The following is a 16,142-nucleotide window of genomic DNA, read 5'->3' as shown; positions in this document are numbered from 1 at the left end:
GTTTAATTCTCTCAGATATTAAGGTAAGGAAGAAGGAGTGAAAAATTACTTTTTCTTCTTTTCTTCTTTTGCCGGAGCCACTGCTTCGGCTGCTGCAGCTGGCGCTTCTTCCTTTGGCTTTTCCGGCAGCTTGCCTTCAACCAGGCTGACGTTCAACTGATAAATCTCCTCCGTGACCATGTTGCCCCTGACCAGCTTGCGGATCCTGCCGCCTTCGAGGTTCTTGGCGCCGACGCCTTCGGACATCAGGACGTACTTCTTTACTCCTCCGTGCACGTCAGAGCGCATCGGGGTGCCTGCCTTGTCAGAGCCGCCGGTTATCTTGACCTTGCCACCTGTAATGCCTATTACGGATGAATCAAGAACAGAGCCGATCCTCGCACCAAGCAGCGGCTGCGCGGCCCTGTCCTTGAGCTCCTGCGACACGCTCCTGCCTGTCGAGTCGGAAATGACTAACTTGAACTGCGCCATTGCAGAATCAAGGCGCCTTTTGGATTTAATTAACCTTTGGCTTAATTGCCTCAATTCTCTCTTTGTAAACTCGCTTGCGGGAACGTTCAACATGCAGTCAAGAATCTTGATGTTGCGCGTATACCCAAAGGTCCTTGACAAGAGCGACAGGAATTCCATGTAGCTCATGACTGTACGTCATCCAGGCAGTTTAAAGGAATTAATTCCAAGAATGATTGAAACGGTTAAAAGCTCGTACCTGAAAGCATAGGCGTGGCAGAAACCGAGGAAGTTATCGAATGTCTAAGATGTGGCTTTGAAATGAAGAACATGACAGCATGTCATCTTCGCTGCCCAAATTGCGGAATGGAAATGGACTGCAGCGAGAAAGGTCTGACATGGTAGCTAGAACGGGTTTCTGTCCCAGTTCATCTGGTAATCGTCGGCCATCGTCACGGCCTTGCCTTTCATAAGCTCGATGTATTCGTCGTATGTGGCTGAGTAGCCGCAGAAATCGCACCTGACGTTTGCCATGTCGTCATCGACCTGCGCTCTCTTGCCGCACTTGGGGCACTTTGCTTCCAGCACAGCCTGTCTTTGTGGCCGGCGAATATCTGTCTTGTGGATATATATGCGTCCTTTGAGGAGTAACGCCTTTTATGCAAAATCTGCGGTAGGATGCATATGGCAGTAATCCAGAAAATCGCCCCGTGCCTGTGGTTCGACGGGCAGGCAGAAGAAGAGGCAGCCAAGTTCTACATGTTGATCGAACGCGGGACAGAAGGGAACGAACGATTAAGGACAAACGAAAGAAGGGGACAAGAGCTATGACAAAGCACATGACCGGGACACGCGAAGAGTGGCTCACAGCGCGGCTCGAGCTGCTCAAGGCGGAGAAGGAGCTAACGCGGCGCAGCGACGCCAGGCGCTGCCGTGGGTCCGGGTCGACAAGGAGTATCGATTCGAGACCGACGAGGGGAGCGCCTCGCTTGCGGACCTCTTCCGAGGGCGCTCGCAGCTCCTAGTCTATCACTTCATGTTCGGGCCCGACTACGCCGCCGGCTGCCCGTCCTGCTCGGCCATAGCGGACGGCTTCAACGGGTTTGCCATGCACCTGGCCAACCATGACGTAATGCTCTGGGCGGTGTCGCGGGCGCCTCTTGCGAAGCTGCAGGCGTACAGGCGGCGGATGGGGTGGACGTTTCCCTGGGCGTCCTCGTTCGGCAGCGACTTTAACTTCGACTTCAACGTCTGGTTCACCGAGGAGCAACAGCGCGAGGGAGGCATCGAATACAACTACCAGCGCGAGGAGGCGTGGCAGTGGCGCGAAGGTCAGGAGAGTGGCGGCGAGGGGCCCGTCGCCCAGATCGCGGCCATGGCCGGAACCGACGTGGCCACGTATATACGCGAGAGGCCTGGCATGAGCGCGTTCGCGCTCGAGGACGACGTCGTCTACCACACGTATTCCACCTATGCGCGCGGACTGGACTGCCTCTGGGGCATGTACCAGTGGCTCGACCGCGCCCCCCAAGGGGCGCAACGAGACGGGCATCTGGTGGCGCCGCCACGACGAGTACAAGGGCTGAGCGATGTCGTGGCGCAACTGTGGGACTGGAGGAGGCGTACCCAGGCTGATATGATTATAAGTTGCCATCGCTGATTTCCAGCCGTTGACGAAGCTGGGTGACGCGTACCGCAGAGTGCGTGGCCTTACTTCCGACAGGCCGTCCAACTTTGGGTGGGTGCTTGAGGGCAAGCTCGCCGGCTCTGGAATGCCAGTCACAAAAGCCGAGTTTGACTGGGCGTGCAGCCAGGGGATATCTGCAATAGTGACAGTGAGGGAAGGGCCGCTGCCGGAAGAATGGGTCAACGGGAGCGTCGACTATTTACATTTAGAAGTGGATGACTTTGCCGCGCCCGAACTAGAAGACATTGACCGCGCAGTCGAGTTTATCGACGGCCAGGTTGCAAAGGGCAGGCCGGTCATGGTCCACTGCGCGGCAGGAAAGGGGAGGACCGGCGTCATCTTGGCGGCATACCTTGTAAAGAAGGAAGGATTGAGCTCGCAAGAGTCAATAGACAAGATCCGCGCAATGCGCCCCGGCTCAATCCAATCAGACGTGCAGGAATGGGCGATACAGATGTACGAAAAATACCTGAAAAGCAAAAAATGATGATTTACTCGGGCACCGAGTCTATCACAAGCTGCCCGTTCTGGATCTTGACAAACAGGTACCTGTTGTCCTTGAATATCAGCGTGATCTCGTTCTTGGTTTCCTCTACATCGAGGAGCTCCTGACCCTTTATGCCGTCATACTTGGCCATTTCGTTATTCTAAACGAATGGGGGCATTAAAAGGTGTTTCCAACGGCGGCTCCCGGTATGTTCACCGGGAAACAGCCGCTGGCAAAAGGCTGACCTTTATCCTGTCTCCTTCGACCGTGACGCCGTACGTTTTCTGGTCGTACGTCTTTATGTACGATAGGATGTTGTAGGCATACTCCACGTTCTTCTTCCAGACGTCTGGAAGCCCGTCTGTCGGCGGCGCAACCGTATTTGCATCCCTGACTTTTCTTCCGGTCGTGCAGTCAAACTGCGCCCCGTGGAAGGGGCACGTTACGACATTTCCATTTATCGTCCCCATCGAAAGCCGTGCGCTGCTGTGGCCGCACCTGTCGTCAAAGGCATAGTATTTTCCGTCAATGTTGGCAACCGCTATCTCTTTTCCATCAACCTCGACGTGCTTTATCTTTCCTGCCGGTATCTCTTGCATCCTTGCAACCTCGACTGATTTTCCCTGAACGCTTGCTTCTTCTTTCATGTTGACTTTTACTCAAGGCGAGGCTATATCGAGGACGTCTACAAAAATTCTCAAATATTACATTGTAGTACATTGTATTCTTATTATGAAGGCCCGACAAAAAACTACCATACGGACAATCCGACTGCAGAGCAATCTCGACAGCGTCCTTCAAAAAGACGCAGAAGAAAAAAGGACTACGGTCAATTCGCTCATCTCCTCGATAATAACCCGGTACGCCGAGTGGGACAGGTACGCAGACTCGTTTGGATTCATCTGCCTGCCAAGAAACGGCTTTAAACTGATACTTGACGCGCTCGACGATGAAACTGTCAAGAAAATGGCAGAGGAAATTGGCTCCCGGCAGCCAAAGGAGCTGATGATGTTTGTCTTCAAGAAAACCAGCCTTGACGCCTTTATATCGCAGTTTTCATTGTTCTCAAGATACGCCGGATTTGGGACGTACGAGATAGGGTCTGACGGGAAAAACTATACATTCGTAGTACACCATGAGCTGGGAAGAAAATGGTCGCTCTATCTGGCCCACCTGGGCGCGCAAGGACTAAAGAGCGCCATAAACATCATGCCCAGATTTCACGTGACAGAGAATTCAGTCGTGTTTGAGTTTTCCATCCCTTGACCAACAAATTGCTTACACAAGAAGCTAGTCGACTATTTCCTGGTCGAGGCTGTCAAGGCACAGGGCCAAAAGCTCGTTGCTCCTCTTCATGATGTACTCGGGAAACTGCTCAAACGTAAAGACGTATTGCTGCTGGAAATTTGGCGGTATAAAGCCGCCGTGCGTAATGACTTGCACCACGACGTACTGCTCGTTTACAGTTGCGATTTCTTCCTCTGCAGACTGGTCCATCTCCTCTACGGTGTGCCTGTACAGCACCACAGGCTTGCCCGTCCTCGTGGCAATTATGGACGCCCTCCTCAGCCGGTCACGCAACCTTTCCGTGACCCAGCTATCAAGAGTCACCTGCTTCTTGGTCAATTGCAGATATCTGGGCGAAAATATCTAGAAAAGGCAGTATGGCAAGAAACATTGACCTGCGTGTAAACAAAAGTCTTTACTTATCAGTACGTCTAGAATGTGCTACCTGCCCCCGATGCCAACAGAAAACCGGTTGTTCGATATTACAGTATAGCAGCAAAAATGCGTACCATTTGGTAAAAAATTATCATTCGACCGAGATCTGAAATTCGCGGCCGTCTATTTCCACCTGCTTGTAGCTGACCTTGTCAAGGGGCTCTTTTGACAGCACTGCAGCCTTGACGCGCACGAGGTAAGTCATTTCGTCTTTCATGGCCGACAACGCGGCAGTCTCTTCTTCGTCGTCAAGGCCGGCGACGTACGCGGCTGACAGGATGTCTGTTGGATTGTATTGACGCTCTTTGCGCAGCTGCTGGAGGTTTCGCGCCAGGTCGCGAAGCAGCCCCTTTGCAATCAGCTCTTTGTCCCTCTTTGTCGAAATGAACACGACAAGATTTGCGCGCTCTGAAGATGAGTAGCCTTCCTGCGCCTTGTACGCAACGTCAACGTCTGACGGCAGGATCTCTGTCGTTTTTCCATCGTTGTACGCAAGCACGAACTTGCCGGACGATTTCAGCTCTCTTATCAGTGCCAGCTTGTCGATTTTTTCAAATGCCTGCAAGACGGAATTGATGTCTGCTTTTACGCGGGGCGCCACGCTCTTTCTTACAAGCGAAACACTGACCGTTATGGGCAGGTTGTTTTCAAGCAGGCTGGACACTTTGTCAAGCTGCGACCCTGCGTTTATCTGGACCATCCTGTACTGCTCGGTGTTCAACTGCGATTTCAAAGACTCTGACACGCCTTCAACCTCCAATGGTTTCAACTCTGTGTGCGTGCCGCAAATTATCGCGTCGCGGATTGGCCACCGCCTCTTTAGGCTGGCAAGGTTTCTTGCCGCGTTTGCCGTCGACACGACTTCTTTTATCATGTCAAAGGCGCCTTCCACCTTGGTGTTTGCCAGCCGCTCGTCGCGTACAGGCCACGTCTCTAAGAGCACGCTCTTTTTCCTTCCAACCAAGCATGAAAGATACATGTAGTCGCTGATGAACGGCGACAGCGGATGCAGCATGATGTCTATCTGCAAGAGCACGTGGCCCAGCGTCGCGTACACTGCAAGGCGCTTGTCGAGGTTCTCGGCGCTGTCGTCCCATATGACGTTCCTTGTCAATGGAACATAGGTCTGGCTGAGGTGGTTGATGATAAACTCGTCGATGGCCTTGGCGCCTTCGTGGAACCTGCAGCGCTCAAACGCGGCTGTAACTTCTGCTATCAGCCCCTGCATCTTTGACAACAGCCACACCTCCGTCGGCGCAAGGAGGTTGTTTTCAAGCGCCCACTCGACGGTGTGCTTTTCCCTGTCGAAATGATCGAACTCGCTGTTCTGCCGGAAGTAGACGTGCAGGTTGTGGAGCGTGCTCAGTATCTGGTACGTCCTTGTCTTCATCTCGTCGAGGCTGAAATTCAGCGCTTCGATGGGCGACGACTTCCACATGAAGTACAGCCTGATGAGGTCGACAGGGTTTTCCGACAACAGCTTGCGGGCTTCAATGACGTTTCCAAGGCTCTTGCTCATCTTGTTGCCCTTTTCGTCAAGCACGTGGCCCTGGAAAAGAAACGAGCGGTACGGGGCGGCGCCCTGCATGATGACGTTTTCCATGAGGAGCGTGTACGCCCATCCCCTAGTCTGGTCGATGCCTTCTGTCAAAAACGCCGCCGGTATCAGGTCCCTGTATTCTTCGTCGGTCAGCGACGCGTACGGGGCGGCGCCGGAATTGTGCCACGTGTCAAGCACAAACGGCTCGCGCTGCATCTCTGCGCCGCATTTTTCGCATTTTACCTTGATCCGGTCTATCCAAGGCCTGTGCAGCTCAAACTCGGCGCCGTCCGGCAGTTCTGCCGCCTTTTTCACGATGTCTGCCCTTGAGAACAGGGGCTCTTTGTGGCCGCACTTGCCGCACGCCCATATCGGCAGTGGAGTGCCCCACACCCTTTCGCGGGATATGCACCAAGGATGCTGCTCGCGGATAATCTCTACGAACCTGTTCTTTGGCTGGTCGAAAAAGTAGTCCACCTTTTGCGCGGCTTCAAGCGGCCTGTCGCCAAGGTTGCTCAGGATGTAGAAATACTCTCGCCTTGCAAGCCACACCACCTTGTGGTGCGAGCGCCAGCACGTCGGGTACTGGTGCTTTAGCTTGCCCATCTTGACAGACGCGCCTTTGGCCTTCATGGCCTCAAACACCTTCATGTCTGCGTCGCGCACAAACATGCCGCCAAACGCGCCGGCCTTTTCCGTGAACACCACCCTGTCGTCTATTGGCACGAATATCGGGACGTTGCGTTTGGTTGCGATTTCAAAGTCCTCTTCTCCGTTTGCCGGCGACAGGTGAACAAGGCCGCTTCCGGTCGCAGTGTCGACGAAATCCTCTGCCACCACAAAGTGTATCGAGCCTGTCCTGGCAAGCTCGTCAAGGCCCGGTATCATGTCCAGAAGTGGGTGGACGTAGCGCCTGCCGTCAAGCTCGCTTCCCTTGACAGTCTTTTCAACTTTGTAGTCTTCGATGCGCAGCTCCTTCATCAGTTCCGCAAGCCTGTCAGAGCCTACGACCCAGCGCTCGCCCCCTTCGCTCGTGTCTTTTGTGACCCAGACATACGAGTAGTCGGCCTTGGGGTTTGTGCCCACCATCTCGTCCGTCACTATTGTAAAGGGCATCGTGGTCCATACGATGAGAAAGGCGTCCTCGTCAGCAAGTTTCACCTTGTAGTAAAATGACGGGTCTTCCACGGTCTCGTAGCCCTGGTTCACCTCGGCGTTTGAAAGCGAAGTCTGGCACGAAGGGCAGTACGCGACTACCCGGAACCACTCTTTTAGGACGCCGGTCTCCCATGCTTTTTTCAGGAATTGCCACTCGCGCTCTATGTATTCGTCCTTGTACGTCCAGTACGCCTTTTCATAGTTGAACGACATGCCGAGCAGCGCGTCCATCGCCCGCCACTTTTCGTTGTACGTGTGGATAAGTTTCTTGCAGGTTTCGACGATTTTTTCGACTCCTACCTTGCTGACGTTTTCAGCCTTGCTTCCAGTCAGCCCCAGCTCTTTTTCAGCCGCCAGCTCAACTGGCAGGCCCTGAGTGTCCCACCCTGCGCGGAATATCACCTTGTTCTTGCGCAGCGTGTTAAAGCGATACCACAAATCCTTGATGACTCGCCCTCGCAGGTGCCCTGCGTGCGGCTCGCCGTTCATGGTGGGCGGGCCCTCTATGTAGCCTACAAGGGGCTTGCCGGCAAGCTCGTTTTCAAGCATGGCCCTCAGGTCGAGACTATCGAGATGAGTGCGAACCTCGTTTTCGACAGCCTTTGCGTCAAAACGAGAATTGAATTCCATGTGCGTGTACGAGAGAGGCGGAGGGCGCGACCCGTTTATATCTTTAGTTCAAGCTAAACTGCGCCTGCGTCCCGTCCTTTACGCCGTGCCGCTCTGAAAACCCGGCGACGGTTTCAAGCACGTATCTTGCATTATGGTCGGGCTGGTGGTTTGGGCAGTCAAATTGGTTCGGGCACGGGGGCAGCGAATGCTCGATGTGCACCACCGTCTTGTTGCTGTCAAGCCAGATTATGTCTATCGGGAACTTCATGCCGTTCATCCAGAACGGGTGGGGATAGTCGTTGTCAAACAGAAACAGCATTCCCTCTCCCTCTGTCATGTTGCTCCTCACCGCAAGCCCTTTTGTCTTTTTGTCAGGCGTGTCGGCAATGTCGGCAAGGATGCGGGCGTCGGCTATCGACACCACGGTGTGGTTGTACCCCGGCAGGCCAGCCCCTGCAACTGCCGAGATGTTGTCTGGCGTGCCCTCGACCATTCGCAGCGCCGGCGTAAAGTACAAGACAGCAAAAGCGATTGCCCCGGCGGCTGCCGCCGCTCCGATAGCTATCGCAAGTCTTGTTGCCTGCACGACGAAAAGCAATTGGCGCTTTTGCTATTTATGCTATGTTATATCGGCCTTGCCAGCCTGACGTGCACCAGCTGCGGGCTCTGCTTGCTCTGCATTATCTTTGGCTCGTTGCCTGAGCGCTTGAAGTAGGATGCCAGCACCACTGCCCAGGGCAGGACGTGCTTGCCTTCCGCCTTGGACTGGAGGCTGACGATGTTGTTGCTCTTGTCATGTTTTAACCAGCCAAGGCAGCTTATCTTTAGCGCAGAATCGACAAGGTCGAGGATCTCTGGCGCGCTCATCGTCCCCACCTTGAGCCCGTATTTTCTCTCCATCACTTCGACAAGCTCGCCGGCGGGGTCCTCGCTGTTCATGGCGTATTCCAGCATGTGCGCGGCAAGGCCGTTTTCCACTGCCCTTGCAAGCTCTATCGCCTTTGCGGCAAGCGCCGGCTGGGCCTCCAGCGCGTGCTTGGCCTCGCCTGCTTTTGACCACGCTTCCTCAAAGCTCTTGGCCTGCATCGCGCCGTACGCGTCGAGGGACGCAAAGAGCGCGGCCTTGCCGTTGCTGGGGTCGACAGAGACCATGTGGGTCATGTCGATTATCATGAGGTTTGACGAGGCACTGCCGCCTGCCATCTTCAGCTCTATCCCGTCAGGAAGCAGTGACAGGCTCTCGCTTCCAAGGCACTGCGCGCCGACTATCAGCCGGATGCGCGCCCCGTTTGTCTCCGCCTTTATCAGCTGCCCCCTGCACTGCGCAAGCAGCCGCAGCCCCCACGGGTCCAAAGTCGCCGTTATCGACGACCTTGCGTTTGCAACCAAGCTTGATATCTTTGACAGTGCAGAATCAGGATCGAGTATAAAGTACCTCCTTTCTTCGGAGCCCTTGGGCCTCTGCCCCTCGTCGCTCAGCTTTTGCAGGCGCTCGACTATCTTGCGCATGTTCTTTACCCTGCGCTCGTGCAGGTTGACAATCTCGCCAAACGCCTCTTCCGGCGGGATTGCGCTGCAGATCAGCGGCTTTTGCTTTGACACCACCGCCAGCCTCTTTTTCTCTAGTTTTTTCACCGTCTGGTACACCTTGGTCCTTGGCAGGTTGGCATAATACGCAAGGTCGCTTGCCGCAAGCGATCCCTTGCCTATCATCGTAAGGTAGGCGCGCGCTTCATACTTTGACAGCCCAAACTCTTCAAGGCTCGCCGGCAGGTCGCCTGAAGCTGGAGAAGAAGAAATGTTATCCTGATGGTGCATCCGGGGTAGACTTGCCCGTTGCCAAGGTAAAACGGTGGGTCAAACATATTGTGTCAAAAGTCAAAAAAATGCCAAGCTGTTACCGCGAAATCGCGTCACCGCGGTGACAAAACTTTCCGGCACACCGGGCGTATTATCGCCATCCCCGGAAGCAAAGCCGTTGCAAAATGACGATGTCAAAGTGGGTCAAATCCGAATCAGTAGTTACTTCTACCGACGATTCCTCATCCGTAGCAGCAGCGGCTTCGCCAAAGCCGGGAGGTCCCCTGAGGCCCCGGCTTGAAGCGGTGCAAAAGAGGATAGAGAACCAGATAGCCCAGCTTGACGAACTCCAGTCGTCCTTGAAGGTGCGCGACGACGAGACGTTTCGCAAGCTCATGGCCTCGATAAAGGAGAGCAACGCCCAGTACTCGACCGTGCTTTCTGCCGAGCTGGCAAAGGCAAGGCAGGTAAGCCGCGTCGTCTCGATAGCCAAGGTGGCGCTTGAAAAAATCCACGGCCGGCTGTCGTCCGTGTCGGACTTTGGCGACCTTGTCATAGTATTGAGCCCTGCGATGGCGGTGGTGAAAAACGTGAGGTCGTCTCTTGTGCCCTTTGTGCCCGAGATGGAAGAGGAGCTGGGCATAATCTCGGAACTGTTGAGCGGGATACTGGTGGACGCCGGCCAGGTGGGCGGTTACACTATCAACTTTGAGACTGCAAACGAAGAAGCCGTGAGGCTTGTCGACGAAGCATCAAGCACCGTAGAACACAAGATGAAGGAGGAGCTCCCCGGAATCCCCGATCTTCCGATGGTACCCACAAAGGTTGCCTAGCTGACTTCGTGGCTGTCGTCGGCTAGGCAGCCCTACTCTGTTTTGCCCGGGGTCACCCCGGGCGAACAGAATGCCCAACATCTTTTGACCCTTTGCCTTTTCGTCGCTTTTGACCAGAACTCGTGTATACATTTGCTGTTTCGCAAGGACTCTACCCTTAGGGAAAGGGCCACTGTAGCTCTCGCAAACCTGGAGCGCAACGCCTACGCAATGAGCGTGCTGCGCAGCAGGATAGAGTCGCGGGCCGACTTTATACTGAAATCGCAGGGAGACGGCGACGAGTACAAGGAGCTAGCCCGAGTCCTTGAGCTGGTAAAAAACGGCGAGCTTGTGCTGAGCGAACTGTCCGGCAAGATGGAGGCCGCGCGCTTTTTGGAAGAATTTGTCATGATAATCAACGGCGCCGCCGAGTCGGTAAACGCGATAAAGAGCGACTTTGAGCACCTGGTGCCGCTGGCAGAAAACGCGCTTGCCGAGATGCACGACGCCATATCCAAGATATCGTCCTGCGGCCTGTACATGCCCGACCCCGAGCCGGCGCAAATCGAGGTGCAGAACAACATCCTTGCCGAGGCGACGGCGGCAGTTGCGCAGGCGCCACCATTACAATCGCCATCCGTACAGCCGCAAGAATCTGTCGCTGCAGAGCCAAAGGCCGCTGCAGACGCTCCGATTGTCGAGACAAGGCAGCAAAAAGCCGAGGCCGAGCTGGCCTGATGGTGTAAACTTTTCACACTGCAAGCAAAGATAGATTTACACCTAGGTAATTCAAATCGATAACCAATTTTCATCTGGAACTGCAATTATGAGTCTCGCACCCCAAGAACTTGAAAATAGCGCTAGCAAGTATGCAGCCGAGGCGATCAGGCTTGACTCTCAGGGCTCAAGAGGCATGGCTATCCAGTCATACCAGAGGGCAATTGAGGCACTAGTCAAGCTCGTACAGATCTACCCGGATTACAAGTTGAACAAGGTCTACATGGAACGGGCAAACGCGTACCAGAACCGGATAAAGGCACTCCAGATGTCGCACGGGCTTGACGACGACAGGCCAACCCCGATTGAAGACAACAGAGTCGAGCCGGCAAACGGCAACGGCAAGGGAAGCGCACCATCTGGCGGCAGCGGAAGCAAGTCCGGCAACGTAGAGACGCTAAAGGCCGACTTTGACGACCTTGTAATGAAGGACAAGCCCAAGGTGAGCTGGGACGAAGTCATCGGCCTTGACGACGCCAAGAGGGCTATTCGCGAGTCCATCGTTTACCCGATGAAGAGGCCGGACCTGTTCCCGCTTGGGTGGCCACGCGGGATACTGCTGTACGGGCCGCCGGGGTGCGGAAAAACGCTGCTTGCAGCGGCCGCTGCGGCAGAGATTGACGGCTACTTCATCAACGTCGACGCGGCGTCGATGATGAGCAAGTGGCTGGGCGAGGCAGAAAAGAACATTTCAAAACTATTCACTATGGCGCGCAAGCTCAACGAAAGCGAGGGCGTGCCCGTGCTCTTGTTCATAGACGAAATCGACTCGCTCTTGGGACAGCGCAACAGCGAAGTCGGAGGCGAGGTGAGGGTAAAGAACCAGTTCCTGACAGAGATGGACGGCATAAATGGCAAGTCAAAAGAGTCGCAGCTCTATGTCATCGGCGCGACCAACAAGCCGTGGAGCCTTGAAGCGGGATTTCTGCGCAGGTTCCAAAAGAGGATTTACGTCACACTGCCGGACAACGCTTCTCGCACCAACCTGTTCAACCAGTACACCCGCCCGCTCAACACCGAAAGCGCGCTCAAAATCGACGAGCTTGCGAAAATCACGGACGGCTACAGCGCAAGCGACATCAAGGACATCTGCCAGTCGGTACAGCTGCGCGTCGTCAACGAGCTGTTTGAAAGCGGAAAGGCAATGGAAGCCAACGCAAACCCAAGGCCCGTCGGCACCACCGATTTCCGCGAGATACTAAAGATCCGCAAGCCTTCAGTCAGCGTCGACATGATAAGGGCGTACATGAGGTGGAGCGACCAGTTCAAGGCGCTCTAGCTCTTTTTCCTTTTTTCATTCTTTTTATGACAGCTTAAGAATAGAGGTATCTTCTATAAGATATCTATAGCTCTGCACAAGAGCTCGCAATTCGTCATTTGTCCGGCTCTATAGCGATATTCTAAATTTCCAGCCTAGATTTATCTAGGTTCATCTTTTGCTGGATTTTGCAGTCGATTAACCGCGATTGGTTGCCTGAAAAACATGTTTTGGACGCTGTTTTGCCACTTTAAACAATCAAAAATCAGTAGGAGAATGAGCCTGCTACCTATATACAAAATTATTAGAGCATTGTTATATGACCTTTCAACATCTGTCTGGCTACGGCAGAGCCAGCACCCTGGCCAGGATCACCGCAGTGATAGCCGCCTTGGTGCTAGTTCTTAACGTCGTGGCTTCAGCCCCCATCCGTGCATACGCCGCCCCAATCCCGGGTGCGTGCAACTGTGTTATTTTTAGACTTGACGACATACAGGACAGCTGGCTTAACACTGTCCAGAATGCAGTCATGGACCAGTTTATCGCCAAGAATGAAAAGCTGACTGTTGGCGTCATAATGAACTTTATCGGAACCGACACGTCGGTGATAAACAAGGTGAGAGACGGTGCTCGAAGCGGCAACTTTGAGATCGCAAGCCACGCGTGGAACCACGTCGACCATTCAAAAATGACTTTCCAAGAGCAGAACTCTACGTTACAGCAAGCAAACGAAAAAATGGTCACGCTCTGGGGTACAAGTCCAGTAACCTTCATTGCACCATACAATGCCTACAATAACGCTACTCTCGACGCGCTCAAGAGCCTCAAAATGAAGGTACTAAGCGCAGAATTTGACCAAGAGCTTCCAGGCATATACGACCCCGATAACCCAGACAGCGAAAGCAACAAGGTGTACAGGGCGATACCCGGCTCTAACATCACGGACTCGCGAGGCATATACCACCTTCCAGAAACAATCGGCTTTTACAATTATGAAACTCCAGAAGGCGTCAAGAATTCAGTAAACACAATCCTTAGCAGAATTAACAGCACGATTTCCTCATACGGATATGCCGTCGTGACCCTTCACCCACAGGACTTTGCAGCAAAGGATGCAAACCAAGTTCCACTCAAGCCGCCTCAAGTTAACAGCGCGGAAATTGCCGACCTGAACACAATCCTTGATACTGTCAAGGCCTATGGTTACACTACAAAGACCTTCTCAGAGGTTCTCAATCTCCCTCCACCTCCAGTAATTGACAGCGTTCCGCCTGTTCTTACGCCTCCTCAAGATATACATAGAGTTTCAAATAGCTCGCGTACCCAGATAGACGATCTTGGAGTTTATTCAGTATCAGACAATTCGGATCCTAATCCTAATGTTACGAAAGACGTACCGCCAGAGGGATTTCCACAAGGAACCACCAAAGTAACTTGGACGGCGACTGATAAATCCGGCAATTCGGTTCAAGCATTTCAGTACGTAACAGTCCGCGCAACTGCCGATAATGTCAGGCCCACAATTGCTATCACCGAGCCCCAGAAGAACAGTCATGTGGGTGGACCTTTAACCGGGGTAAACATACCAGTAAAGGGGCAAGCGAGGGATAGTGAAACTGGAATAAAAATAGTTGAGGTGAGGACCAATGGTACTGCCTATAAAACGGCCACTCCTGGCGCTCCTGGAAACTGGACCACCTGGTCTTTTGAACTGCCCATCACCAAGCCTGCCGCCTACAACGTTACTGCCAGAGCTACCGACTTTTGGGGTAATTTCCTATGGGATTATTCCCTTGTCACCGTAACTCTTGGCGGCACAGTTGATACCAAAGCTCCAGTGTTCACAATTCCTCCTCAAGACATTCAAAAGGAAGCCACGGGTATACTGACCCCTATTTCGCCGGGTGAGCTTGGAGTAGGCACTGTCAAAGCCACTGACGATACTGACCAAAACCCCGTCATTGTCAACGATGCACCTGGCGGTTCAGAAGGCTCTGGCTTCCGTGTGGGAGTCACGATTGTCCATTGGAATGCAACTGATGCCTCTAAAAACGTTGCAACGTGGAACCAGACAGTCACCATAGTCGCCCCTTCACCAGTGCTACCGTTGCCAAAAGCTGGAGCGTACAACGCTCCGCAAACCGTCAAGCTGACGTCATTACAGGAGGGCTCGACAATCCACTACACTACCAACGGCTCGACACCAACCAAAAACAGTACCACCTATAGCGGGCCAATACAAATATCTAAGAGCACTGACCTGAAGGTCGTTCTGGTCGACCCGCAAGACAAACTTGGCAACGTCACAACCCTGTCGTACATCATTGACACTACGGCTCCAACAGTGTCAGCTGCACCTGTCGGCGGAACCTATGCTACAGCCCAGTCCGTCATCCTTGCGCCGAGCGAGACCAATAACACCAAGATCTACTACACCACCGACGGCTCTACACCTACAACAGCCAACACAGAGTATGTCACGGCGATATCAATAGGATCAACTACGACACTCAAGTTCGTCGCCAAAGACAGCGTCGGCAACCTTGGCCCTGTTGTTACAGAGAGCTATGTCATCACCATCCCAAGCAGCGGCGGCGGAGGTGGCGGCGGGGGAGGTGGAGGAGGCGGCGGTGGCGGTGGTGGTGGCGGAGGAAACTCTGGCGGCAGCGTCATCATAGGCGGCGGAGTCTACACCTACCCAGACTCGCACTTTGTGCAATACCCGCTGGACAAGATCAAGTTCGTCAACTTTGGTGTTGTCAATCCGCAGAACAGCAACGTCGTGCTCACATCGGCCACGGCGGGACAGCAACTGGACATCTATGCCACCTTCAAGAACTACCAGAACAACCCGCAGAACTATGTCTACATAACCCAGGTTGAAAAGGACGGCGTCACTATCAAGATCGACTGGCAGACTGGAGCCGTGGACACTGGACAGACAGAAATAGCGACCAGATCCTGGACACCTGACGAGCCGGGCGACTATGTCGTCAAGGTCTTTGTATGGGATCAGTTGAGCGGGTCTCCTGTCGCGCTGTCTGAGGTGGGCACCTCCAGAATCTCTGTGACAGGACCTGCTACTACTGCGGCGGTGGCGACGCCGCAACTATAGGGGAGGTGGTACGGGACAAAAAATAGCAGAATGTATATACTCCCTAAATATCCCTGAATAGGTCAGAAATCTGCGGCCGGCCAAAAAATACTAAAGCCGGCCGCAGAATACCACATACACACAAAATTTTACTTTTCGTCTTTCTTTTTGTACCGTTCCATCGCTTCGGTTATCTTTTTCTTGGCTGATTCCTTGTTCTCCCAGCCCTTGACCTTGACGTACTTGCCTTTTTCAAGCTCCTTGTAGTGCTCAAAAAAGTGCTTTATCTGGTCCTGGATGTGCTGGGGCACGTTCTGGATGTCCTTGACGTCGGAAAACGACGGGTCCACCTTTGCGACAGGCACCGCCACCACCTTGGCGTCCTCGCCTTCCTCGTCAGCGGTTATGAGCACGCCGACAGGGTTTGCGCGGATGACAGACGACGGCACCACGGGATCGTTTCCCAAAACCAGTACATCGACAGGGTCGCCGTCCTTTTCCTCTGTCTGCGGCACAAAGCCATAGTTGCACGGGTAAAACATCGCGGTGAACAGCTTGCGGTCAACAAAGAGCGCGCCAGTCTCGTCGTCTATCTCGTACTTGATGTTGCTGCCCTTTGGGATCTCGATTACGACGTTTATCTCTTCCGGCGGGTTCTTGCCTGCCTTGAGTGTGTCTACAAGCGCCAATTCTTATCGGGACTAGCGGGCCAAGGTCAAGATATATTCCTATTGGCCGCGTCTCA

The 16,142-nt window shown here is 53.7% G+C and carries 16 protein-coding genes and 1 pseudogene; 8 read left to right on the top strand and 9 right to left on the bottom strand.

Annotated elements, in window-relative coordinates; all coding sequences use genetic code 11:
• Positions 1-45 precede the first annotated feature (45 nt).
• Together NTE_RS13745 and NTE_RS13740 are read right to left on the bottom strand one after the other, a co-directional pair.
• Positions 46-639 carry a S6e family ribosomal protein gene (locus tag NTE_RS13745; RefSeq protein ID WP_226987030.1) on the bottom strand — a complete coding sequence of 198 codons (594 nt, stop codon included), beginning with the start codon at positions 637-639 and terminating at the stop codon, positions 46-48.
• Positions 640-855: 216 nt separating this feature from the next.
• The gene (locus tag NTE_RS13740) at positions 856-1,038 is read right to left on the bottom strand and encodes a TFIIB-type zinc ribbon-containing protein (RefSeq protein ID WP_226987029.1); all 183 of its coding nucleotides are present in this window, start codon (positions 1,036-1,038) and stop codon (positions 856-858) included.
• A gap of 96 nt (positions 1,039-1,134) precedes the next feature.
• Between NTE_RS13740 and NTE_RS13735 the strand changes: the two genes are divergently transcribed.
• The 3 genes and pseudogenes from NTE_RS13735 to NTE_RS13725 all read left to right on the top strand — a co-directional run bounded on the left by NTE_RS13735 (position 1,135) and on the right by NTE_RS13725 (position 2,624).
• Positions 1,135-1,281: a VOC family protein gene (locus NTE_RS13735; RefSeq protein WP_158385591.1), complete on the top strand. Its 147-nt coding sequence runs from the start codon at positions 1,135-1,137 to the stop codon at positions 1,279-1,281.
• Positions 1,278-2,036: pseudogene (locus tag NTE_RS13730) on the top strand (DUF899 domain-containing protein). The gene NTE_RS13735 and the pseudogene NTE_RS13730 overlap by 4 nt, the downstream one beginning before the upstream one ends.
• A gap of 84 nt (positions 2,037-2,120) precedes the next feature.
• Complete coding sequence (locus tag NTE_RS13725) at positions 2,121-2,624, top strand: dual specificity protein phosphatase 23 (RefSeq protein WP_148701533.1); 504 nt, start codon at positions 2,121-2,123, stop codon at positions 2,622-2,624.
• A gap of 4 nt (positions 2,625-2,628) precedes the next feature.
• Here NTE_RS13725 and NTE_RS16975 read toward each other — a convergent pair whose 3' ends face one another.
• Positions 2,629-2,775 carry a hypothetical protein gene (locus NTE_RS16975; protein WP_169736203.1) on the bottom strand — a complete coding sequence of 49 codons (147 nt, stop codon included), beginning with the start codon at positions 2,773-2,775 and terminating at the stop codon, positions 2,629-2,631.
• A 61-nt stretch (positions 2,776-2,836) separates the two neighbouring features.
• A complete protein-coding gene (locus NTE_RS13720) occupies positions 2,837-3,271 on the bottom strand; it encodes a Rieske (2Fe-2S) protein (RefSeq protein WP_148701532.1) in 435 nt (144 codons plus the stop codon).
• Positions 3,272-3,356: 85 nt separating this feature from the next.
• On the opposite strand from NTE_RS13720, the gene NTE_RS13715 reads away from it, so the two are divergent.
• On the top strand, positions 3,357-3,890 hold the full coding sequence (locus NTE_RS13715) for a hypothetical protein (protein ID WP_148701531.1): 534 nt from the start codon (positions 3,357-3,359) through the stop codon (positions 3,888-3,890).
• Between the two features lie 24 nt (positions 3,891-3,914).
• On the opposite strand, the gene NTE_RS13710 is transcribed toward NTE_RS13715, so the two are convergent.
• The 4 genes from NTE_RS13710 to NTE_RS13695 form a co-directional block, all read right to left on the bottom strand.
• A complete protein-coding gene (locus tag NTE_RS13710; RefSeq protein ID WP_148701530.1) occupies positions 3,915-4,250 on the bottom strand; it encodes a hypothetical protein in 336 nt (111 codons plus the stop codon).
• Between the two features lie 187 nt (positions 4,251-4,437).
• A complete protein-coding gene (ileS, locus tag NTE_RS13705) occupies positions 4,438-7,674 on the bottom strand; it encodes an isoleucine--tRNA ligase (RefSeq protein ID WP_148701529.1) in 3,237 nt (1,078 codons plus the stop codon).
• Between the two features lie 43 nt (positions 7,675-7,717).
• Positions 7,718-8,242 (bottom strand): DUF192 domain-containing protein, encoded by a 525-nt coding sequence (locus NTE_RS13700; protein ID WP_148701528.1) that lies wholly within the window; start codon positions 8,240-8,242, stop codon positions 7,718-7,720.
• Between the two features lie 38 nt (positions 8,243-8,280).
• Positions 8,281-9,474, bottom strand: a complete 1,194-nt coding sequence (locus tag NTE_RS13695; protein WP_148701527.1) for a TrmB family transcriptional regulator — start codon at positions 9,472-9,474, stop codon at positions 8,281-8,283.
• Positions 9,475-9,641: 167 nt separating this feature from the next.
• Here NTE_RS13695 and NTE_RS13690 point away from each other — a divergent pair, with 167 nt between their 5' ends.
• The 4 genes from NTE_RS13690 to NTE_RS13675 all read left to right on the top strand — a co-directional run bounded on the left by NTE_RS13690 (position 9,642) and on the right by NTE_RS13675 (position 15,418).
• Entirely contained in the window at positions 9,642-10,289 is a 648-nt protein-coding gene (locus NTE_RS13690) for a Snf7 family protein (RefSeq protein WP_148701526.1), read from the top strand.
• Positions 10,290-10,421: 132 nt separating this feature from the next.
• Entirely contained in the window at positions 10,422-11,006 is a 585-nt protein-coding gene (locus NTE_RS13685; RefSeq protein ID WP_148701525.1) for a hypothetical protein, read from the top strand.
• A gap of 88 nt (positions 11,007-11,094) precedes the next feature.
• Positions 11,095-12,324: an AAA family ATPase gene (locus NTE_RS13680; RefSeq protein ID WP_148701524.1), complete on the top strand. Its 1,230-nt coding sequence runs from the start codon at positions 11,095-11,097 to the stop codon at positions 12,322-12,324.
• 298 nt (positions 12,325-12,622) lie between these two features.
• Positions 12,623-15,418, top strand: coding sequence for a chitobiase/beta-hexosaminidase C-terminal domain-containing protein (locus tag NTE_RS13675; RefSeq protein ID WP_148701523.1), 2,796 nt, complete (start codon positions 12,623-12,625; stop codon positions 15,416-15,418).
• A gap of 128 nt (positions 15,419-15,546) precedes the next feature.
• Here NTE_RS13675 and ppa read toward each other — a convergent pair whose 3' ends face one another.
• Positions 15,547-16,086, bottom strand: coding sequence for an inorganic diphosphatase (ppa, locus tag NTE_RS13670; RefSeq protein ID WP_148701522.1), 540 nt, complete (start codon positions 16,084-16,086; stop codon positions 15,547-15,549).
• Between the last annotated feature and the right edge of the window lie 56 nt (positions 16,087-16,142).

It is taken from the genome of Candidatus Nitrososphaera evergladensis SR1 (assembly GCF_000730285.1).
GTDB classification, from domain to species: Archaea; Thermoproteota; Nitrososphaeria; order Nitrososphaerales; family Nitrososphaeraceae; genus Nitrososphaera; species Nitrososphaera evergladensis.
Note: the sequence above shows the minus strand (reverse complement) of the source record. Positions and strands in the feature narration are given on the sequence as shown.